Below are 21,386 nucleotides of genomic sequence, written 5' to 3' on the forward strand. Positions count from 1 at the left end.
ATTACCAGGAAGGCCTATGAAGAAGGTCCTGTTTTATTTACTGCTGTTGGTGCTTGCGCCAGTAGCGGTGCTGATCATCATTACGCCGATGGATAGCCAGAAACAATATATTTTCGGTCTGGTCAGCATTGGTATTCTTTTTTTATTAGGGTTCAGCAAAAAACACAGCATTTCCGTGGTGATGATGGTGGTTTCCGCGCTGATGTCGACGCGATATATTTATTTCCGCGCTACTCAAACCCTGCACTTTAATTCCGAGATTGAAGCCATACTCGGCATCGGGTTATTTCTGGCGGAACTGTATATCTGGGTCATCTTATTACTCACCTATCTGCAAACCGTATTCCCGCTAAAAAGGGGAATTGTTCCACTGCCGGATGACGTTTCGACATGGCCAACGGTAGATATTTATATCCCGTCCTATAACGAAAGTCTGGAAGTGGTGCGCGATACGGTGCTGGCGGCGCAGTGCATTGATTATCCAAGCGATAAGCTCAACATTTACCTGCTGGACGATGGCAAGCGCCGGGAGTTTGCGGTGTTCGCCGCCGACGTCGGTGTGGGTTATATCACCCGTAACGATAACTCCCATGCCAAAGCGGGCAACCTTAACCACGCCCTGAAGCTCACCAAAGGCGAACTGATTTGCGTATTCGACTGCGACCACGTCGCCACGCGCATCTTTTTGCAGGCTACGGTGGGCAGCTTCCTTCAGGATCCGAAGCTGGCGCTGCTGCAAACGCCACACTACTTCTACTCTCCCGATCCGTTCGAACGTAACCTGTCGCTGGGCAAAAATATCCCTAACGAAGGCTCGCTGTTTTACGGCCCAATCCAGCAGGGCAACGATAACTGGAACGCCACCTTCTTCTGCGGCTCGTGCGCGGTGATCCGCCGCTCGGCGCTGGAAGAGATCGGCGGCTTTGCGGTAGAAACCGTGACCGAAGACGCCCACACCGCGCTGAAAATGCAGCGTCTTGGCTGGAAATCGGCGTTCCTGGCGATCCCGCTGGCGGCGGGCCTGGCGACAGAGCGTCTGGTGCTGCACGTGATCCAGCGTACCCGCTGGGCGCGCGGTATGACGCAGATATTCCGTATGGATAACCCGCTGTTTGGCCGCGGGCTGACCTGGCAGCAGCGCTGCTGCTATCTGAGCGCCATGCTCTATTTCCAGTTCGCCCTGCCCCGCGTGGCGTTCTTAACCGCGCCGCTGGCCTACTTGCTGTTTAACCTGAATATCATCCACTCATCAGCGGGGCTGATTTTCGCCTATGCCTTGCCGCACCTGCTGTTGACCATCTACCTCAACTCGCGGATGAACGGGCGCTATCGCTACAGTTTCTGGGGCGAGATCTACGATATCGTGCTGGCGTTCCACCTGATCCTGCCGACGGCGATCACCATGATTTTCCCGAAACGCGGCAAATTCAACGTTACCGACAAAGGCGGCCTGCTTAATATCGGCTATTTCGATTTCAGCGTGGTGCGTCCGCATCTGATTGTCGCCATTCTGCTGGCCATCGGGATTATCGCGGGCCTGGTCAGGGCGTTTGCCCACGACTATTTTGCCGTGGACCCGAAGGTTATCGCCCTGAACGTGGGATGGGGTATTTACAGCCTGGTGTTCCTGCTGGCGGCGATTGCCGTGGCGCGGGAAACCCGCCAGACCCGTAAAACCATCCGTATCGACGTCGACGTACCGGTTATTATTCACTATGCCAGCGGGATTTCGTCGCGCACCCACACCCAGGACTTGTCGATGGGCGGCTGTCGCATCGTGGTGCCGGATAACCGCCATCTCAGCGATGAGATTGAAGAGATCGAGCTCCAGCTTCAGTCCGGCTCCATCAGCATTCCGGTTAGCGTGATCGGCTCCGATGACGAGTTTATCCGCCTGATGTTCGAAGATATTCCGCTGTCCCGCCGCCGCGAACTGGTGCGCGTGGTGCTGGCGCGCGCCGACGCGTGGATCCGCCCGCCGAAGCCGCAGGATAACCCGTTCCGCTCGCTGTTAATCATTATCCGCAGCGTGTTCGATCTGTTCTGGCTGACCTGGACATCACGCCGTGAAAACCGCCGCCTGCGTGAGGAAGAGGCGCGCCGTCTCAAAGCCGAGGACACCGCTGCATGAAAAGGATGACCTTCAAAGCCTGCCAGGTTTTGCTGGCGTTATGCGTAATGACAAGGACCGTACCGGCGCAGGAGCCGCAGCCGGGCGCGCCTGAGTTCACCGCACCCGCCACTGACGCCTCTACGCCGTCAGACATGCCCGCGACGCTCTCTCCGGAAGGGGCCGCGCCGCAAACCGATACGTCAGAATCAGCGCCAGTTCCGGCGATCCCGCTGGATTTGCCGCCGCCAACTCAGGCTACCGATAGCGCGCCCGCCGCGCCGCAGCTGATCCCCGGCAACGCGGTCAGCGTAACGGTGGCGCAGATGGGCCAGCCGCAGGGCGTGATCCTCAGCGGCGGCCAGCTACAGGCGGGCATCAACTTTACCCTGCCCTCCGACCAGGTGATTACCAGCACACAGTTAAACCTGAACCTGAAAGTCTCCCCGGATATGGCGGCGCGTAACGCCACTCTGCAACTGATGATGAACGGCCAGCCGTTAGGCACCGTGCCGCTCGGCACCTCGGACAGCAACGTCTCGAACTATCAACTGGAGATCCCGGCGGCGCTGGTGGTATCCAGCAACAACATCAGCTTTAAGATCAACGACGGCGACGCCCTGCTGTGCCTGCGCGATCTCTCTGATAAATATCAGGTGACGATCATGCCGGACACCCGGCTGGATCTGGAAGGCCAGCAGCTGAATATCGGCGCGGATCTCAGCCATTTCCCGCGTCCGTTTTTTGATTCGATGCAAATGACGCCGACCACCCTCGCCTTCGCGTTCCCGGCGAAATTGCTGCCGGAACAGGTGAGCGCGGCGGCGATTGTCGCCTCGTGGCTGGGCATCCAGGCCGACTATCGCGGTATTAATTTCGACGCGATGCGCGACAAGCTGCCGGAGAAAAACGGCATCCTGTTCGGCAAACCCGGCGACACCATCGGCGGCCTGACCCTGCCGGAAACCAATACGCCGATCCTGCAAATCGTCGATAACCCCGGCAACCCGGTGTACAAGCTGCTGCTGGTTATCGGTAATAACGACCAGCAACTGCGTGCGGCGGCATCGCGCTTAACCCGTGGTGATTTTAAAGTGCAGTCGCCGTTTATGCCGGTAGACATCCAGACTATCCCTCGCAGTAAACCCTACGACGCGCCGCGCTGGATCCCCACCGATCGTCCGGTGCGCCTGGTGGAGCTGATGCGACAGGATCAAAGCCTGACGGTCTCCGGGATCTGGCATGAGCCGTTGCGCGTGGCGTTCCGCGCCGCGCCGGATCTGTTCCTGTGGGACGGCGAAACCATTCCGATGAAAATCGGCTACCGCTTCCCGTCGGAAAGCTGGATTGACGATCAGCGCTCCTACCTCTCTATGACCTTTAACGGCACCTTCTTACGCAATCTGCCGGTGAACAAACAGGGGCTGCTGGAGATGCTGTGGCACAAGCTGGGCGGCGACGCGCGCCAGGAGAGCGCCCGGGTGCCGCTGGAGCCGTACCTGATTTACGGTGATAACCAGCTGTCGCTCTATTTCAATATCGAAACCAAAGAGGCCGCGCCCTGTAGCGTGCTGCTGAACAACAATATCAAGAGCCGTATCGATGAAGATTCCTGGATTGATTTGAGCAAAACGCGCCACTTCTCGCTGCTGCCGAATCTCTCCTACTTTGTGGGCGCGTCCTTCCCGTTTACCCGGCTGGCGGATTTCTCGCAAACCGTGCTGCTGCTACCAGAAACCCCGGCGGACAGCGAAGTCGGTACCTTGCTGGATCTGGCTGCCCGCTCCGGTATCGCCACCGGCACCGCGCTGTACCATAACCGCGTGATGTTCGGCCTGCCCTCCGGCGGTGCCAACCTGGCGTTCCTGAACCAAAGCGACGTGCTGGCGGTTTCTACTCTCGACCAGAACGCGTTCAACCGCGCCCTGCTGGCCCAGTCGCCGTTTACCGCCAATGAACATACCTTTGGGGTGCGCGAACCGACGATGTGGCAAACCGCCCAACGCTATCTTGAAGGCGACTGGACCGCATCGGGCGTTGATGCCGACCGCTACTTCTCGTCTAACGAAGCCTGGCGTGGGTTCGTGAGCTTCCGCTCCCAGTGGAACCCGTCGCGGCTGGTGGTGATGGCAATCGGCAGCAATGGCGATCAGCTGTCCCGTCTGTACACCGACCTGAACTCGGCGCGCATCAACGCCGGTATTCGCGGCGACGTGTCCATCATTACCGATGAAAACGGCGTGCGCAGTTTCCGCGTCGGCCAGCAGTTCCCCAGCGGGCAGATGCCCTGGTACATGATGGTGGTGTGGTACGCCAACCAGCATTCGGCGCTGCTGGCCATCGTCGGGCTGCTGTTCGCTACCGTGATTGGTTTAAGTCTGTACGCATTACTGAAAAGACGCGCGCATAAGCGCCTGAATCCGCAGGATTATGATAGTGAGTAAAGGTGGTAACAACATGAATCACAACAAAAATACCGCCAGACCATGGACGACGCTCTGCCTGTTCGGCGGATTGACCGTCGGTGCGATGTCCGCCCAGGCGGCGGACAACAATCCCGCCCTGAAGGCGCTGTTCGACCAGGCCAATTACTGGCATGAAAAATCCCACGACGACCTGGCGAAAGAGTCGCTGCGCAAGGTGCTGATGGTGGACGCCAATAACACCCAGGCCATGTACCTGATGGCGCTGTGGGCGCAGCAGGCAGGCGATCTGAAAACCGCCGCCCAGTGGCGCGAACGGCTGGCGGCGGTCTCGCCGCAAGACCCAAACCTCCAGGCGCTGGATAACGCCAAACAGCTTCAGCAGGTGCCGCGTGGGCAGCTGGATCTGGCGCGCCAGCAGGCCAGAAGCGGCAATATTCCGGCGGCGCTCAATACCTGGAACACTATGTTTAAGGGCGGGGAGCCGCCGCAAAGCCTCGCGCCGGAATACTATCTGACCATGGCCGGGGATAAATCGCTGTATCCGCAAGCGGTCAGCGGCCTGCGCCAGATCGTGACCCAATATCCGCAGGATAACGCGGCGCGCATCGCGTTAGGCAAAGTGTTGACCTATCAGGAATCTACGCGCCGGGAAGGGATCGACCTTCTGCAAAATATGGCCAGCGGCAGTAAAGACGCCGATACCGCCCTGCGCCAGGCGCTACTGTGGTTGGGGCCGCGCGCGGGCGACGAGCCGTACTATCAGACCTTTTTGCAGCGCCATCCGCAGGACACCGACGTTCAGAACCATTACCGCACCAATATCGGCGGCGCGGCCAAGGGACAGGGCTTCGAAGCGCTGAATACCGGCAATACCGACGTCGCACGCGGTCAGTTCGAGCAGGTGTTGCAGGCAAACCCGGAAGACGCCGACGCGCTGGCGGGGATGGGTTATATTGCCCAGCGCCGTGGCGATTACGCCGCCGCCGCCCAGTACCTGAACCGGGCGGCAAGCCTCGGCGGAGAACAATCTGCCGAACGTAAACAACAGGCGGAGGACGCGGCGTTTTACGGCCAGCTCGCCGCCGCCCAGAACGCGCTGAAACAGGGCGACGTCAATCAGGCATTAACCCTGAGCGCCCCGCTCGCCCAGCAGAGCGGCGAACACGGTATCGCGGCGAAGCTGTTCCGCGCCGATGTGCTGCGCCGCAATAAAAACTATCCCGAGGCCGAGCAAGCCCTGCGCGGCGTGCTCGCGGAGCAGGCGGATAACGCCTCCGCGCGTGAAAACCTCTATTACGTGTTGCGCGAACAGAATAAAACCGCCGAGGCGCAAGCAGTGTTGCAAACCCTGCCCGCCAGTTTACAGGCCCGTTTGCAGCCGCGCGCGTCAGGCGGCAACCCCACCGATCCGATCCGCCGCCAGGCGCAACAGGCGGTGGCAAGCGGCGATACCCAACGGGCCATCGCGCTGCTGGAGCAAGGCGTGGCGCGCTACCCTTCCGACCCGTGGCTGCGTCTCGATCTGGCTCGCCAGCTGCAAAAACAGGGGCGCAGCGCCGAAGCCACTAATCTTATGGCACCGGCGTTCCGGCCCGGTGCCAGCAATACCCAGCTTTATTCCGCCGCGCTGTTTGCCAGTGAAAACAACGGCTGGCAGCAGGCGCAAACCCTGCTGTCGCGTATTCCCGCCTCCAGCCAGAATAGCGATATGCGCGAACTGGCCCAGCGGGTGAACTACAACCTGCAAATGACCACTGCCGAGCGCTACCTGGCGCAGGGCGATACCGTCGCCGCCGCCAATACCCTAAAAGCTCTGGCCTCCCGTCCGCCGCAAAGCCCCGCCGACGCAGGCAAGCTGGCACGGATGCTGGCTGAGACCGGCGATCTGGGCGGTGCGGTAAGCGTAGTGCGCGACAACATGCGCCGCGGCGTTCAGGGCAACGCCGGGGACTATGCCGATCAAATTACGGTGCTGAACCAGGCCGGACTCAGCGGCGAAGCGCAGTCCTGGCTGGCCAACCCGGAACTGCGGGCGCGCAGCACCCCGACTCAGTTAGCAAACATTCAGCAGGGCTACGTGATCAACGAAGCCGACCGGCTGCGGGTGCAGGGCAACTATGCGGCGGCGTATGACAAGCTGATCCGCGCCATGCAAAACGATCCGCAAAATACCGATCTGATGTTCGCCATGGCGCGTCTGTATCAGTCCGGCAAGATGAACAAAGAAGCGGGCGTAGTGTACGACTACCTGATGACCCGCGACACGCCGCAGCAGGATGCCCGGGTTGGGGCCATTGACGTGGCGCTGGCGGAAGGCAATACCGACCGCGCGCGCCAGCTGGCGGTCGGACTGCGCAGCAACGACACGCCGGACCGGTTGCTGCTCCAGGCGCGCGTCGCCGAAGCGCAAGGCAACCACCAGCAGGCGATGAGCTACCTGCGTTCCGCGCGCGGCAAGCTGTTAGGCCTGCAGGGCGCAGGCGGCGACACCTCGCCGATGCTCGGCGGCCTGGCGCTGGCGGATAACCCGTTTATCACCACCGCCAGCCGCAGCGAAGCAACCACGCCGTCGGTCTATGGCCAGGCGATGCCGTGGCAGGTGGCGCAGCTGGCGCGTAATCCACAAACCGCACCGCCCGCCGCCGTGCGCACCGATCTGCCGATGGAGAGCGCTCAGGCCGGTACGCTGCGTCAGGTGGATAACATGATCGAACAGCTCACCGAGAAAACTGCCACCTGGACGCGCGGTTCCGTCGCGGTACGCGGGCGCGATGGCGAAAGCGGGCTGAGCAAACTCACTGAAATTAAATCGCCGCTCCAGTGGTCGACGGTGCCGTTTGGCGACTCACGCTTTGACATTAACGTCACGCCGATTAGCCTGAACGCCGGTAGCGCTTCCGAACAGGCGAGCACCCGCTTTGGTACCGGCGCATTGATTCAGGGCGAAGTGGCGCAAGGCATTTATAACGCCTCCACCACCACGCCGCCGACCCGGCCTAATCTTGATACCATCAACGTGCCGTCCCAGGGATCGCAAAAATCGTCCGGCGTAGAGGTGGGCATGGCGCTCACTGGCGATCAATACAAAATCGACGTGGGCTCGACGCCGCTCGGCCAGGATCTCAATACCGTGGTGGGCGGGATCCAGTGGTCGCCGCAGTTAACCGACTATCTGAAGCTGATCCTCACCGGCGAACGCCGCGCGGTAGTGGACAGCCTGCTCTCTTATGTCGGCGTGGAAGATAAATACAGCGGCAAGAAGTGGGGCCAGGTCACTAAAAACGGCGGCAGCGCCCAGTTGAGCTATGACAACGGCGACGCCGGTTTTTACGCCGGATTCGGCCTGTATAATTATCTGGGCGAAAACGTGCCGAGCAACAGCAATGTGACGGGTTCCGCCGGGGTTTATCTGCGGCCTTTACGCGCCGATGACCGCGAGCTGAAAACCGGCATCAGCATGACTTACATGGATTTCTCCAAAAATCTGAGCTACTTCAGCTACGGCCAGGGGGGCTATTTCAGCCCGCAGGATTACGTCAGCGTCTCTTTCCCCGTCGACTATTCTCAAACCTTCGACAACTGGAAAATGTCGGTGGGCGCGTCGCTGGGTTACCAGTCCTACACTCAGGACAAGAGCGCTTACTTCCCTGGCGACCAGCGCCTGCAATCACAGCTGGAAGACTACGTCGCCAACGGGTTCGCCAAAGAGGCGTACTACAGCGGCAATAGCGAAAACGGCCTGGGCTATAACCTGCGTGCCGCTGCCGATTACAAAATTAATAAGGACATGACCATCGGCGGCCAGGTGGGTTACGACACCTTTGGCGATTACAACGAAAGCACCGCGCAGCTCTACTTCCGTTACCTGCTGGGGAATAACTAAGATGAATGACGCACAACTTTTGCAGTATTTCCAGAATCAACAAACCCAGTCAGGATGGTTTGCACTGCTGCATACCATGGTGGAAAACATGGTGGCGAACGTGGGCGAATCCCAGAGCCACGCCTTTCTGACGCAGATGGGCGACGATCTTGGCAAGCGATTTCCGCTGGCGCTATCAAATACGGTAGGTGAGCTGGAACTTGCGATAAATAAGCAACTTGCGGAATTTAACTGGGGGTATATTGATATCGAAGCCAGCGAAACCGCCCTGCTTATTCGTCACAGGGCGTTGCCCACTCCCCCCGATGAAGCCAGACAAGCGGCCTGGAGCAGCGCAATGAGCGCCGTTCTGGAGGGATTATACGCGCGCTGGATACAGTCTCAGGGGGGGAAACCCACCGTGTCGTTATGGCGCGAAGCCGCGCCATCGGCCACTGAGGTCCATTTCAGATATCAAAACAGCCGATGAGGTGAATGCATGTTGCAGCGATGCAAAACGCTGTTTGTGGCTATGATGGTGTTGCTGACCAGCCAGTGTGCGCTGGCTGGCAGCGGGTGGGACAGCTATAAAGCGCGGTTTTTAATGCCCGACGGACGCATTATTGATACCGGCAATAACAGCGTCAGCCACACCGAAGGCCAGGGTTTTGCCATGATGATGGCGGTGATGAACGATGACCGCGCCAGCTTCGACAAAATTTGGGGATGGACCAACAAAACCTTAAAGAACCCGGATAACGGCCTGTTCTACTGGCGCTATAACCCGGTAGAAGCCCAGCCGATCTCCGATAAAAACAATGCCACCGATGGCGATACCTTTATCGCCTGGGCACTGTTGAAAGCGGGCGAGAAGTGGCGCAGCAACGACTATCTCAGCGCCTCGGACGCCATCGCCAAAGCGATTGTCGCCCATAACGTGATCAGCTATGCGGGCTACAAAGTGATGCTGCCCGGCGCGAACGGGTTCAATCTCAACAGCAATATCAACCTCAACCCGTCGTATTTTGTCTTCCCGGCGTGGCGCGATTTAGGCAACCGCAGCCATTTGATGGTCTGGAAGGATTTAATCAATGATGGCCAGAAACTGCTGGGAAAAATGCGTTTTGGCAACGGACAGCTCCCGGCGGACTGGGTATCACTGTATGCCGACGGGCGTATGACCCCCGCCAGACAGTGGCCTGCCCGCTTTAGCTACGACGCCATCCGCGTGCCGCTGTATGTGAAATGGTATGCACCGCAAAGCCCGCTGCTGGAGCCGTACAAGGCGTTCTGGGGCCAGTATTCCCGCAGCCAGACGCCCGCCTGGATTAACGTGACCACCAACGATCCCGCTCCGTATATGATGGACGGCGGCATTCTGGCGGTGCGCGATTTCGTGCTGGGGCAGTTGCCGAAAGGCGAACCGCAAATCACCGCTCAGGAAGATTACTACTCCGCCAGCCTGAAAATGCTGGTCAGCCTGGCGGCGCGCTAACGGCCACGCTGCGCTTAGCCAGTAAGCGCAGCGCGTTTATACCATGAGGAGAGTGATCTCCTCGGCCTCAAACGCATTGATCGCTTCACGGCTCAGCGTCTCTTCCACCACCAGCACGTCGATTTCATCACAGCGGGCCACGGTAAACCGCGCGATGCCGGGAATTTTATTCGCCGTCAGCGCCACGATGGTTTGATTGCTTTGGCGGATCGCCGCTTTTTTGAATTCACAATCGGCATAGTCAAAGCCGGTCAGCCCGGTTTCCGCGCTCATGGCGCATCCGCCAATAAACGCCTGGTCAAAAATAATGGTTCTCAGTTGATCCAGCGCGCTGCTGCCCACGCAGCCGCCAATATTTTTCTGGATCTGCCCGCCCAGCATAATCACCTCGATCAGCGGGTGTTTTAATAGCACCGCAGCGATATCCGGGGCGTTGGTGACGACGGTGAGCTGGAGATCGTCCGGGAAAGCGGACGCCATCGCCAGGTTGGTCGTCCCGGTATCAATAAAAATACAGGTACCGTTTTTTACCAGCTCCACGCAGCGCTGCGCCAGCAGGCCTTTTTCTGCGTGATTGTGCGCTTTTCGGTGCGTGAAGTTTTCACCATCCTGCAATTGCAGCACCGCGCCGCCGTAGACCTTTTTACAGATCCCCTCTTTGCTGAGTTCGTGCAGATCGCGGCGAATCGTGTGCTCCGAAACCTGTAACTGTGCGGCAAGATCGCTACAGATCGCGCGGCCATTTTGTTGCAGGATCTGGCGGATCAGCGCTTGTCGCTGCTCCGGAAAAGCTGCATAATCGAGCATAAAAATCCTTAAATCATCACAAACGAGCTATAGTGAGCATAGTCCTGCAACCCGGACCCTGTTGTCAACGGCATCCGGCCTGATTGAGTACGAAATTTGAAGAGGATCCCTATGTCCCAACATCGTTCCGGCGTTTCACCGGCATTTGCCACTCGCCTTGTTTTCTTTATTGCCGGATTCGTCACGGCGGCCTGGGCGGTGATCGTGCCGTTCGCCCGCAGTAATACCGGCGTTAACGAGGCTACGCTGGGCACGCTGTTGCTGTGCCTTGGCGTAGGCGCGCTGATTGCAATGCCGGTAACCGGCCTGCTGACCAGTAAATTCGGCTGCCGCCGCGTGATCCTCAGCGCCGTCGGGTTTATTGTGTTGACTACCCCACTGCTGTCGGTGATTAACGATCCCCTGCTGCTGGCGGGCGTGCTGCTGCTGTTTGGCGTCGGCGTAGGCGTGACCGACTGCGCCATGAACATTCAGGCCATCCTGGTAGAAAAAGCATCGCCGGTGCCGGTGATGTCCGGGTTCCACGGCATGTACAGCGTTGGCGGGATTGCCGGGGCGGGTTTCCTGACGCTGCTGCTAACGCTGGGGATGACGATTTTTACCGGCACTCTGCTGGTCACCCTGGCGGTGATTGTGATGACCTTTATCAGCCGCTCCGGATTGCTCGACTATGCGAATCCCACAGAAGGCCCGGCGTTTGCCGTTCCCCGTGGTGCGGTACTGCTGCTGGGGATTGTCTGCTTTGCCGTGTTCCTGACCGAAGGCACGGTGCTGGACTGGAGCGCCGTCTACCTGACCGACGTGCGCAATATTCCGGAAACCCTCGGCGGGCTGGGCTATACCTGCTTCGCCATCGCCATGACCCTGTTCAGATTAACCGGCGACCGCATCATCGCCCGGCTGGGACGTCTGCCCGTGGTGTTGGGCGGGTCAATTGTCGCGGCAGTCGGCCTGGCGCTGGTGACTTATATCCCTTCATGGGAATTATCGTTAATAGGCTATGTGCTGGTGGGCGCAGGCTGCGCCAATATCGTGCCGGTGATGTTCTCAGCGGTAGGTCGCCAGACTGTGATGCCACAGGCGGCGGCGGTCCCGGCCATCACCACCCTGGGCTATCTGGGCGTGCTTAGCGGACCCGCGTTTATCGGCTACGTGGCGCATTTCAGCTCACTCTCTTTCGCATTCTCGCTGATCATGGTGTTGATGCTGATGGTCGGCGCGCTCTCCCTCACCCTTAACCTTGGACATCAAGCCGTCACGGCGGAGAACTCATGAAAATTGCACACGTAGCGCTCTGGACGCGCGACCTGGCGGCGCAGCAGGCATTCTGGCGCGAGATGTTTGGCGGCGTCAGTAACGAGCTGTACATCAGTAAGAACCGACCGGGATTTCAGTCGTATTTCATCAGCCTGCCAGACGGCCCGACCATTGAATTAATGACCCTGCCCGAGCTGGGCGACGGATCTAACGGCCAGGAACTGACGGGATGGGCGCATATCGCCGTTAACGTCGGCGCGAAACAGGACGTCGACGCCATGGCCGATCGCGCCGCGCAGTCCGGCATTCTGGTTAGCCCGCCGCGCACCACCGGGGACGGATTTTACGAGGCGGTGATCCGCGACCCCGATGGCAACCTGATTGAACTGGTGGCGTGACCGCGTTTATTCCGCCCCGCTGGCCTGATGGAATCCGCAGGATCCCCGGATCACCAGCGCGGGCGGTAAAATGATCCGCTTCGGCGGTTCATCGTTACCCTGAATACGGCTGTACAGCAACTCCCCCGCTTTACGGCCAATCTCTTTTGCCGCCACTGAAACCGTGGTTAGCGCTGGCTGCACCAGAGCCGCCTCGGTAATATCGTCAAATCCCACCAGTGCGAAATCCTGGCCGGGCGTGCGGCCCATTTTACGCAGCGCCTGCATCACGCCCAGCGCCACGATGTCCTGGTAGCAGACGGCGGCGGTAATTTCTGGATACGCGGTCAACAACGCTTCCGCGACCCGCGCGCCATCGCTCTGGCTGGCCTGCGAGGCGACAATCCATTCCGGCTTCGGCGACAGGCCATGCTCAATCAGCTTGCTGGTAAAACCGCCGATACGCTGGGCGCGGGTGCCGGAATTATGGCTACCGCCGATAAACGCGATATGCCGGTGGCCCAGTTTTAGCAAATGCGCGGTGGCCAGTTGGGTGCCGAAAAAGTTATCAGTGCCGACGTAATCGAAATCCGCATCGCCAAAGGTACGCACCGTCAGGATCACCGGGATATTGCGCCGCTTCAGCCCGTCAAAAAAAGCCTGCGGCGTGTCGCGGGCGGCGCAAAGCACCATGCCGCAGGCGTTGTTGCGCATCAGCGAGTCGACAAACCGCTGCTGGCGTTCGCCGGATTCCTCGCTGTTGGCGAGAAACAGCAGCAGATCGTGGCGCTCCATTTCGTGACTCAGCCCGGCGGTCATCTCACTGTAGAACGGGTTAGTGATGTCGTGCAGCAGTAGCCCGACCTGATTGCTGCTGCGGTTGCGTAAGTTCGCCGCAGTCTGGTTGTAGACATAGCCGGACTCATCCAGCGCGCGTAGCACCCGTTCCCGGGTAGCCTGTGAAATCCGTCCCCGATTGCGCAGCACCATAGAAACGGTCGCGGTGGAAACGCCCGCACGTTCGGCGACCTGCGCCAGCGTTACTGTCGTCATGCATCCTCCTCTGTCTGCCAACAGATTAATCGAATAACCTGTTTTTTGCACTTTATCCTGTGAGACGTTTCACAACACCGCCCATAAACGATGCTTTGTTGCCATAAATGGCGGGTTAATCGCGTTAACCACTCTTCCCAGAATCGGTTAATCGATTAATCTTTTAGCAAGGACTATGGGAGAGCATATGAAACAGACAGCCTATGATAAATACCCGGAAATCACGGTTCTGGGTTTTGAAAATCAGGCCTGGCAAGGATGGGACGACATCGTTGCCGCGCTAAACGCGAAACGTCCCAACCAGGGGAAAACGGTACTGGTGATTGACTGTTATCCCGGCGTCAGACTGGCGGAACTGGAAAGGCAACTGCTGCCCCGGCTCGCGCCGCAGTTAACTGTTAATGCGGAAACCGCCCGGCTGGATGAACAGCATTTACACGACCTGCTGGCCCGCAATCTCACAGACGATCGGGTATTTGGCGTGCTCTCATGCCATCAGTTGCCTGAGTTTTTTTCTGCGCAGCGGCTGGCGCAATTGCGTCAGGATGTTGAGCGCGTTGAGCAAGGTTTAGTGGTGATTTACGGCCCCGGCGCGGCGCTGGTGCATCCGGGTGATGTGCTGGTCTATGCCGATCTGGCGCGCTGGGAGATCCAGCAGCGGATGCGCAGCGGAGAATTCGGCAACTGGGGCGTTGAAAACCAGCACGAAGATATGCTGCGCCGCTACAAACGCGCGTTCTTTATTGAATGGCGGGTATTCGACCGCCATAAAACGCCGCTGCTGAAGCGCGCAGACTTTGTGCTGGATACCACTCAGCAAGATCAACCAAACCTGGTCAGCGGCGATGCGCTGCGTGCCGGTCTTGAGCAAGCAACCCGCCAGCCGTTTCGCGTGGTGCCTTTCTTCGACCCTGGCGTGTGGGGCGGCCAGTGGATGAAACAGCAATTCGATCTCGATCCCTCTGCGGCGAATTACGCATGGTGTTTTGACTGTGTGCCCGAGGAAAACAGCCTGTTCTTGCGCTTCGGCGCGGTGCGGATCGAGATCCCCTCTCAGGATTTAGTGCTGCTCCAGCCGCGTCCCTTACTGGGTGAAAAAGTCCACGCCCGGTTCGGGGCCGAATTCCCGATCCGCTTTGACTTTCTCGACACCATGGATGGCCAGAATCTGAGTTTCCAGGTCCATCCGCTAACGGAATACATTCAGCAGCAGTTCGGTATGCATTACACCCAGGATGAAAGTTATTACATCCTCGACGCGGAGCCGGGCGCGGTGGTGTATCTGGGGACGCAGACCGGCACACAGCCGCAGACGATGCTGGACGATCTGCACGCCGCCCAGCGCGGTGAGAAGCCGTTTGACGACCAGCGCTTCGTGAATCAGATCCCGGCGCGCAAGCACGATCACTTCCTGATCCCCGCCGGGACCGTGCACTGTTCCGGCAAAGGCACCATGGTGCTGGAGATCAGCGCCACGCCGTACATTTTTACCTTCAAACTGTGGGACTGGGGCCGCCTGGGGCTTGACGGCCTGCCGCGCCCGGTCCACCTGGAGCATGGCGCACAGGTGATCGACTGGCAGCGTGACACCCGCTGGGTGGAAAAACATCTGGTGAACCGGATCGAGCCCATCGCCCAGGGCGACGGCTGGCGCGAAGAGCGCACCGGCCTGCACGAGCGGGAATTTATTGAAACCCGCCGCCACTGGTTTAGCGCGCCGGTTACCCATCATACCCACGGCGGCGTTAATGTGCTCAATCTGGTGGAGGGCGCACAAGCGCGGGTGGATAGCCCAACCGGTGCATTTGAACCCTATATAGTCCATTACGCCGAAACCTTTATCGTCCCCGCCGCCGTTGGCGAATACCGCATTTCGCCCTGGGGTGAAAGCGTCGGGCAAACGCTGGCGACGGTGAAAGCCTGGGTAAGGGGGTAATCATGATTCATTTTATTGTCGCCAGCCACGGACCGCTTGCTCAGGCATTGCTGGAAAGCAGCCGCATGGTATATGGCGAACTGCCGCACGTGCAGGCGGTCACGCTGGATGAACAGCGCGGTATTGAAGGGTTTAAACAGGATTTCGCAGCGGTAATGACCCTGGCGCGCGAGGGCGCGGACGGCGTGCTGGTGCTGTGCGATATGCAAAGCGGTACGCCGTGGAACGTCGCCTGCTATTACGCGTTTTCCCCGGACTGCGTGCCGCCGGTCGCCGTGGTTGCCGGAGTAAATTTCCCGATGCTGCTGCTTAGCGACGAGGTCGCCCCGTTAATCGATGTTCACGCCGCCGCCGCGCTGTTGCTGGAAATGACGCAGCCGACGCTGATTAAGGCCGAGCCCGTTTCTTCATTAACCTCTGACGATTTTTAAGGAGCCCGCTATGAGTCTCTCATTTGTACGTATTGACGACCGCGTCATTCATGGGCAGCTCGTGACACGCTGGGCCAAAGAGCTGCCCTGTGACGGCATCATTGCCATTGATGACGCCGTCGCGGCCGATCCCCTACTCTCCTCAGTGATGAAGGGCGCGGTGCAGGACACCAAAGTGTGGTTATTCGATACCGCTACCGCCATCGAAAAACTGCCAAAAGTGATTGCCAGCGAAAAACGCTATTTTGTGATTGGCAAATCGCCCGTGACGCTCCAGCGCATCGAGATGGCCGGGATAAGCCTGAAAAACGCCAACGGTAAGATCAATGTCGGCCCGATGAGCGCCCGCGCCAGTACCACCACTATCGGCCCTAATCAGTCGGTGAATGCCGAGGAAACCGCCGCATTCGACTGGCTCGCCGCCCATGGCCACGCCATTGAGTTTCGGCTGGTTCCCGATGCCAGTTGCTATAGCTGGCAGGACGCCCGGCAAAAAATAAAATGAGGAGCGCATCATGATTGTTGAAGCCACATTGATTGGCATTCTTTGCTATCTGGGGGCGTTAAGCAGCCCCTGGCTGTTTGGCCTGACAGGCGGCTGGTATTTGATCACCCGCCCGCTGGTCTCCGGGATGTTGGTCGGCCTGATCCTCGGCGATGTGACCACCGGCATTATTATCGGCGTGGCGGTACAGGCGGTGTATATCGCGATGGTGACGCCGGGCGGCTCCATGCCCGCCGACCTGAATTTCGTCGCATTTCCGGCCATCGCGCTGGGCATTCTCTCCGGCAAAGGGCCGGAAGTGGCCGTGGCGCTGGCCGCCACAATTGGTATCGCCGGGACCATTCTGTTTAACGCCATGATGGTACTGAACTCGTTCTGGAACCACCGCGCCGATGTGGCGCTGGAGCGTGGCGACGAGCGCGGTATCTATCTCAACAGCGCTATTTTTCCCCAGGCCACCAACTTCCTGTTGCGCTTTGTCCCGACTTTTATCGCGGTCTACTTTGGCGCGCAGTACATCAGCGAGTTTATGGACAGCCTGCCGCGCATGGTGCTGTCGATCATGAACGTGCTGGGCGGCATTTTACCGGCGGTGGGCATCGCGATCCTGCTCAAGCAAATCATCAAAAACTACAGCATGTTGATCTATTTTCTGGTCGGTTTCGTCTGCATCGTGTTCCTGAAACTGAACATGGTCGCGCTGGTGATCGTGGGAGCGCTGCTGGCGCTGATCCATTACAACTACAAACCGGAAACCCAGCCAGCGGTGAAAGCCGCCTCGCCTGCCGATGATGAGGATGAATTCTGATGGAAGCGCGTAATCTCACCCGCAAAGATCTGCGCCGCTGCTGGCGCGCCTGGATGATGCATAATCTTTCCTCCATGAGCTTTGAAAGGCTGGAATCCTTTGGGTTCTGCCTCAGCATGTTGCCGGTCGCCCGCAAACTCTACCCGGACGCAGCGGCGCGCACCGAAATGCTGCGCCGTCACGCCTCGTTCTATAACACCGAGCCGCAGATTGGCGCGATTGTTAACGGCATGGCGCTGGGCCTGGAAGAGAAAAAGGCCAATGGCGAACCCATCGACGGGGAAACCATTAATACCCTGAAAGTGGGCCTGATGGGGCCGCTGGCCGGGATTGGTGATTCCATGATCCCCGGTATGCTGATCCCGATTTTGCTCAGTATCGGCATGGCGCTGGCGGCGGGCGGCAGTATGCTCGGCCCGCTGTTTTACACCGTGGCGTGGCTGGCGATTATTATTCCCGGCTCGTGGTTTCTGTTTCTCAAAGGCTACCAGATGGGCTCCGGCTCGGTGGAAATGCTGGTCAGCAGCCGCTCGACACGCCTGCGTGAAGCCCTGTCGCTGCTCGGCGTATTTGTGATGGGCGGCGTAGCCGCGAGCTATGTGAAGTTGGGCACCGGCCTGGAGTTTGTGACGAACGACGGGGTCAATATCCACGTTCAGCAAATGCTCGATGGGATCTTCCCGCAATTACTGCCGCTGATTGTGGTGCTGGGCACCTGGTATTTGATGGCGAAGCGCGGAGTATCGCCGGTTAAGGCAATGCTACTGCTGTTGATCCTCGCCGCAGCAGGCGTGGCGACCGGGCTGTTTGCCGGGTAATCGCATCAAACTTGCCGGGGCATAAGCCCCGGTTTTTTTATGGGTGGAAATTGCGCCACAGGCCAGCGGTCCGATCGGGTTTAGAGATAAACTGAAAACGGGCAGGATCGTCGATAAACTGCTGGTAAATGGGCTCATCGGTAATGCCGAATTCGCTGTAGCGACGCGGCGTGATCGCCTGTAATCGCCCCGGCATATAGTGGGCGTTATGCTGCCAGACGATATGACCGTCCTGTACCAGCGGATACCACGCCAGCCCCTTATGCGCCCGTACGGCGTCATATTCAAAGCCATACTCCCGATCGCACCAGGCACCGAAGGTCAGCGGCTCGTCAACAGAAGCGGAAATCGTCGCGTGCCCCCATCCCGGCGGCACCAGCACCTTTTCGCCCGGTCCGGCAATGACCGCAAAGCAGCGACCCGGATCGTCTTCGACAAATTCCTGCATATAGACGATTGCTTTGCCCTGCCAGATTTCGTACAGCTCCGGCGGGGACCAGCCGCTGTGCTGGCTGATGCGGTGAATATGGCCCTGACTGCGCACCGGCTCATCGCCCAGTTGGCCCGCAGCATAGGTCACGACACCAAACAGCAGCATGCGCTTTTGCAGTTCTTCGCGATCCTGGAGGCGCGCAACGTCCATCGCGATGGCATAGACCACATCCGGCCCGCTACACTCCGGATTGCGCAGCGAGGCGCGGATCTGATCAAGCGTGCGCACTTCCGGCATCGGCCCGATAACATCCTCACCGTAGCTGAATCCCAGCGGCTGATGATGAATGGTCATGTTCAGCCCGTACTTCGCTTTCATATCAGCCATGCTTCACCGCCATAATCCGCACTTTCCCTGCCTCTTCAATGACCCGTAGCGCAAAGCCGTGCGGTAGCGAGGTGTAGTCGTGCCCGGCGGTACTCGGCCAGACGGCCAGCGCGCTCAGAGTTTGTGAACCGGTATTAATCAAGCGATGGGCGGTATAGCCCGGAATGATATGCACGGAACCGGCGAAGACGGGTTCGGTCCAGGCTTGACCCTGCTGATTTTGCATCAGCAGCAGGCCTTCGCCTTGCAGGCCAAAATAGACCTCGCCCTGCTCACGACGCTGATGAAAATGACCGCGCGTCATAAAATATTCGTTGCCGACTTTACCGGGATAAAGGTGTGTGACGCCGACGTAGAGTTCACCTTCGCCGCCAGGGGTATCAAACATGTCGACATCATATGCAGGCCGATCGGGGAACAGTTGGGTTGCGTCGCCATCAGTGAAAATAGCGCTGAGATCCCCAAGAAGAGTGGTTTTGCGGATTAACGGGCCGTGACTTAACGCACCCGTCGCCCAGGCAAGCTGGAAGGGTTGGATTAATAAATCGTTCATGCTTTTCTCCGGCCCGAGGAGAACAACAGAGTCATCCTGACAGATTAATCGATTAACCTATAGTGTGCGGCGTTCAACCTGCCAGCCAGATCACAGATTTACGGCATTTGCGCCATGATTTCCGCTACCCACTGACGGAACCCTTCGACGTCCAGATCGATTGCCACACTGGCATTGGCTGGCTTACCCAGACGATCGTCAAGATCCACCACTGTAGCGCCAGCGGTGTATTCGCCGTGGGTTTCCACCGCCACGAAGCAGCGTTTCAGCGTAAACAGATCTGGTTTAACCAGGTACGCGATGGCGCAGAGATCGTGCATACGTAGCCCGGTGCTCATGCTGCCGCTGCGGTAGTGGCTGAACAGGGCGTGAAGCATTTTTCCAGTGGCGTTGCGCTCCGGCAGCGTCGCCAGAAATTCCGGCGTGAGCACCGCCTGATTGGTAACATCCAGCCCGCACATCACAATCTCCATCCCGCTGGCGAACACACGTGCTGCCGCTTCGGGGTCGATCGCCATATTAAATTCCGCGTTGGGCGTGAAATTCCCGCGTCCCGCAGAACCGCCCATCAATACCAGGCGTTGAATGCGTGGCAGGCATTCCGTGTACTGGGTCAGCAACAGGGCGATATTAGTCAGCGGTCCAATCGCCACCAGCGTGATAGGTTCCGGGCTCGCCATCAGCTGATGATAGATGGCGTCAGCGGCGGTCTGATCCAGCATTTTGCGGTCATGTTCGATAAACGCATACCCTTCCATCCCCGATTCGCCGTGCACATAGGCTGCATCACGCAGCGGACGCACCAGCGGGGTCGCTGCGCCGCGCGCCACCGGTACCCCGACATTCCAGAAATTGACCAACTGTAAGGCGTTGCGAGTGGTTTTATCCACGCTCACGTTCCCCGCTACCGTGGTGATCAACTGTAACGAAAGAGTTGGTGCGAACAGCGCGGCGGCAATGGCGACGGCATCATCAATGCCCGGATCGGTATCTAAAATAATGGGTAGCTTCATATCACTTAAAACCTTATTTTTATTAAAATACAATATCTTATATATAGATTACTTTTGTTATACATGTGGCTTTCTGTAGTGAAGTCATAAATTAACCGTTTTTCTGACATCACCCGTTTTATTTTCGATCCCATTCACAAAACAGTCTGACTTTTTGCCCTACCCTCTTGTCATACAAGAAAATAATATTTGTATTACCTGAATTTGCTTTGCGTGTTAAGGAGCTACTCCAATGCGCCCACCCTTTATTAGCAAACCTGACATTGTAGGTCAGTACCGCGCCCTGCTCGGCGAGACGCCCGTATGGTGCATGCGTAGCATGTCGCTGCTTTGGGTCGACATTTTGCAACAGCGGCTGCTGCGCTATTGGCCAGCAGAAGATCAACGGCTGGAACAACGCCCGATGCCGCCATTCACCAGCGCGGTATTACTGACGCAGCAGCCCGAAACGTTTTTAGCCGTCAGTCAGGATGGCATCCGTCTGTACGATTATGCGACGGGTAATATCGAACGCATTTGCGCTTATCCCGAAGATGCCCGGGGCACCCGGCCAAACGAAGCCGCCATCGCCCCGGACGGCGCGCTCTGGTTCAGCACCATGGATCCCGCAGCGGAAGCCGCGCTGGGGAGCTGGTATCGGCTCGCCCATGGTGATAAAGCGCCGCAGCGCCTGCTCAGCCAGCAGTGGGTGCCCAATACGCTGCACTGGTATGAAGGCAACATCTGGTTTGCGGATTCATTTCGCCACTGCTTTTACTGCGCTGGTAATCACATAAGCCGTTTGACGCCGTTAGTGGCTCACCCGGTTGCCGGTATCCCGGACGGCTCCGCGTTAACCACTGACGGGCAGTTGATCAACGCCCGCTGGGGCCAGTCCCGTCTGGTCCGCTATCAGCTTGACGGGCGGCAGCTTACCGAGCTGGATAGCCTGCGATTACCTGTTTTACAGCCGAGTAGCTGTACCTTCGGCGGCCCCACCCTTTCCGATCTGTATGTCACTTCCGCTCGCCAGGGACTGTCACAGCCCTCAGAGACGGACGGCGCACTGCTACGTGTAACTACAACCTTAACGGGCGGCCCCGCTCGTTATTTTCGACTCTAACAGCAGGTACGAT

18 protein-coding genes are annotated in these 21,386 nt (G+C 58.6%); 13 read left to right on the top strand and 5 right to left on the bottom strand.

The window, feature by feature from the left end; translation table 11 throughout:
* Positions 1–16 precede the first annotated feature (16 nt).
* From bcsA to FND52_RS10900, 5 genes are read left to right on the top strand one after another with little or no spacing between them, the layout of a single operon-like run.
* Positions 17–2,131 carry a UDP-forming cellulose synthase catalytic subunit gene (gene bcsA / locus FND52_RS10880; RefSeq protein WP_144130775.1) on the top strand — a complete coding sequence of 705 codons (2,115 nt, stop codon included), beginning with the start codon at positions 17–19 and terminating at the stop codon, positions 2,129–2,131.
* Positions 2,128–4,554 carry a cellulose biosynthesis cyclic di-GMP-binding regulatory protein BcsB gene (gene bcsB, locus FND52_RS10885; protein WP_280114069.1) on the top strand — a complete coding sequence of 809 codons (2,427 nt, stop codon included), beginning with the start codon at positions 2,128–2,130 and terminating at the stop codon, positions 4,552–4,554. Before bcsA ends, bcsB begins: the two co-directional genes overlap by 4 nt.
* Before the next feature lie 13 nt (positions 4,555–4,567).
* Entirely contained in the window at positions 4,568–8,419 is a 3,852-nt protein-coding gene (locus FND52_RS10890) for a cellulose biosynthesis protein BcsC (protein ID WP_144130776.1), read from the top strand.
* Between the two features lies 1 nt (position 8,420).
* On the top strand, positions 8,421–8,888 hold the full coding sequence (gene bcsD, locus FND52_RS10895) for a cellulose biosynthesis protein BcsD (RefSeq protein ID WP_125293146.1): 468 nt from the start codon (positions 8,421–8,423) through the stop codon (positions 8,886–8,888).
* Between the two features lie 9 nt (positions 8,889–8,897).
* Positions 8,898–9,893 (top strand): family 8 glycosyl hydrolase, encoded by a 996-nt coding sequence (locus FND52_RS10900; RefSeq protein ID WP_144130777.1) that lies wholly within the window; start codon positions 8,898–8,900, stop codon positions 9,891–9,893.
* Between the two features lie 36 nt (positions 9,894–9,929).
* On the opposite strand, the gene FND52_RS10905 is transcribed toward FND52_RS10900, so the two are convergent.
* A complete protein-coding gene (locus FND52_RS10905) occupies positions 9,930–10,700 on the bottom strand; it encodes a DeoR/GlpR family DNA-binding transcription regulator (RefSeq protein WP_144130778.1) in 771 nt (256 codons plus the stop codon).
* Positions 10,701–10,811: 111 nt separating this feature from the next.
* On the opposite strand from FND52_RS10905, the gene FND52_RS10910 reads away from it, so the two are divergent.
* Positions 10,812–11,975, top strand: coding sequence for an MFS transporter (locus tag FND52_RS10910; RefSeq protein WP_125293143.1), 1,164 nt, complete (start codon positions 10,812–10,814; stop codon positions 11,973–11,975).
* Entirely contained in the window at positions 11,972–12,355 is a 384-nt protein-coding gene (locus FND52_RS10915; protein ID WP_144130779.1) for a VOC family protein, read from the top strand. Before FND52_RS10910 ends, FND52_RS10915 begins: the two co-directional genes overlap by 4 nt.
* Positions 12,356–12,361: 6 nt before the next feature.
* Here FND52_RS10915 and FND52_RS10920 read toward each other — a convergent pair whose 3' ends face one another.
* The gene (locus FND52_RS10920; protein WP_144130780.1) at positions 12,362–13,387 is read right to left on the bottom strand and encodes a LacI family DNA-binding transcriptional regulator; all 1,026 of its coding nucleotides are present in this window, start codon (positions 13,385–13,387) and stop codon (positions 12,362–12,364) included.
* A gap of 187 nt (positions 13,388–13,574) precedes the next feature.
* Between FND52_RS10920 and FND52_RS10925 the strand changes: the two genes are divergently transcribed.
* The 5 genes from FND52_RS10925 to FND52_RS10945 are packed head-to-tail and all read left to right on the top strand — an operon-like array spanning position 13,575 to position 17,885.
* Positions 13,575–15,323, top strand: coding sequence for a class I mannose-6-phosphate isomerase (locus tag FND52_RS10925; RefSeq protein WP_125293140.1), 1,749 nt, complete (start codon positions 13,575–13,577; stop codon positions 15,321–15,323).
* Between the two features lie 2 nt (positions 15,324–15,325).
* Positions 15,326–15,754, top strand: a complete 429-nt coding sequence (locus FND52_RS10930) for a PTS sugar transporter subunit IIA (protein WP_144130781.1) — start codon at positions 15,326–15,328, stop codon at positions 15,752–15,754.
* Positions 15,755–15,764: 10 nt separating this feature from the next.
* Complete coding sequence (locus tag FND52_RS10935) at positions 15,765–16,259, top strand: PTS sugar transporter subunit IIB (protein ID WP_125293138.1); 495 nt, start codon at positions 15,765–15,767, stop codon at positions 16,257–16,259.
* Positions 16,260–16,269: 10 nt separating this feature from the next.
* Complete coding sequence (locus FND52_RS10940) at positions 16,270–17,067, top strand: PTS mannose/fructose/sorbose/N-acetylgalactosamine transporter subunit IIC (protein WP_125293137.1); 798 nt, start codon at positions 16,270–16,272, stop codon at positions 17,065–17,067.
* Positions 17,067–17,885 (top strand): PTS system mannose/fructose/sorbose family transporter subunit IID, encoded by an 819-nt coding sequence (locus FND52_RS10945; RefSeq protein ID WP_144130782.1) that lies wholly within the window; start codon positions 17,067–17,069, stop codon positions 17,883–17,885. The genes FND52_RS10940 and FND52_RS10945 overlap by 1 nt, the downstream gene beginning before the upstream one ends.
* A gap of 37 nt (positions 17,886–17,922) precedes the next feature.
* On the opposite strand, the gene FND52_RS10950 is transcribed toward FND52_RS10945, so the two are convergent.
* The 3 genes from FND52_RS10950 to rihC form a co-directional block, all read right to left on the bottom strand.
* Entirely contained in the window at positions 17,923–18,705 is a 783-nt protein-coding gene (locus FND52_RS10950; protein WP_144130783.1) for a glucose-6-phosphate isomerase family protein, read from the bottom strand.
* On the bottom strand, positions 18,698–19,258 hold the full coding sequence (locus FND52_RS10955) for a glucose-6-phosphate isomerase family protein (protein ID WP_144130785.1): 561 nt from the start codon (positions 19,256–19,258) through the stop codon (positions 18,698–18,700). The genes FND52_RS10950 and FND52_RS10955 overlap by 8 nt, the downstream gene beginning before the upstream one ends.
* A 98-nt stretch (positions 19,259–19,356) precedes the next feature.
* The gene (rihC, locus tag FND52_RS10960; RefSeq protein ID WP_144130787.1) at positions 19,357–20,271 is read right to left on the bottom strand and encodes a ribonucleoside hydrolase RihC; all 915 of its coding nucleotides are present in this window, start codon (positions 20,269–20,271) and stop codon (positions 19,357–19,359) included.
* Between the two features lie 232 nt (positions 20,272–20,503).
* Between rihC and FND52_RS10965 the strand changes: the two genes are divergently transcribed.
* Positions 20,504–21,373 carry an SMP-30/gluconolactonase/LRE family protein gene (locus tag FND52_RS10965; RefSeq protein WP_144130789.1) on the top strand — a complete coding sequence of 290 codons (870 nt, stop codon included), beginning with the start codon at positions 20,504–20,506 and terminating at the stop codon, positions 21,371–21,373.
* The last annotated feature ends 13 nt before the right edge of the window (positions 21,374–21,386 follow it).

Source organism: Atlantibacter subterraneus (assembly GCF_007570865.1).
GTDB classification, from domain to species: Bacteria; Pseudomonadota; Gammaproteobacteria; order Enterobacterales; family Enterobacteriaceae; genus Atlantibacter; species Atlantibacter subterraneus.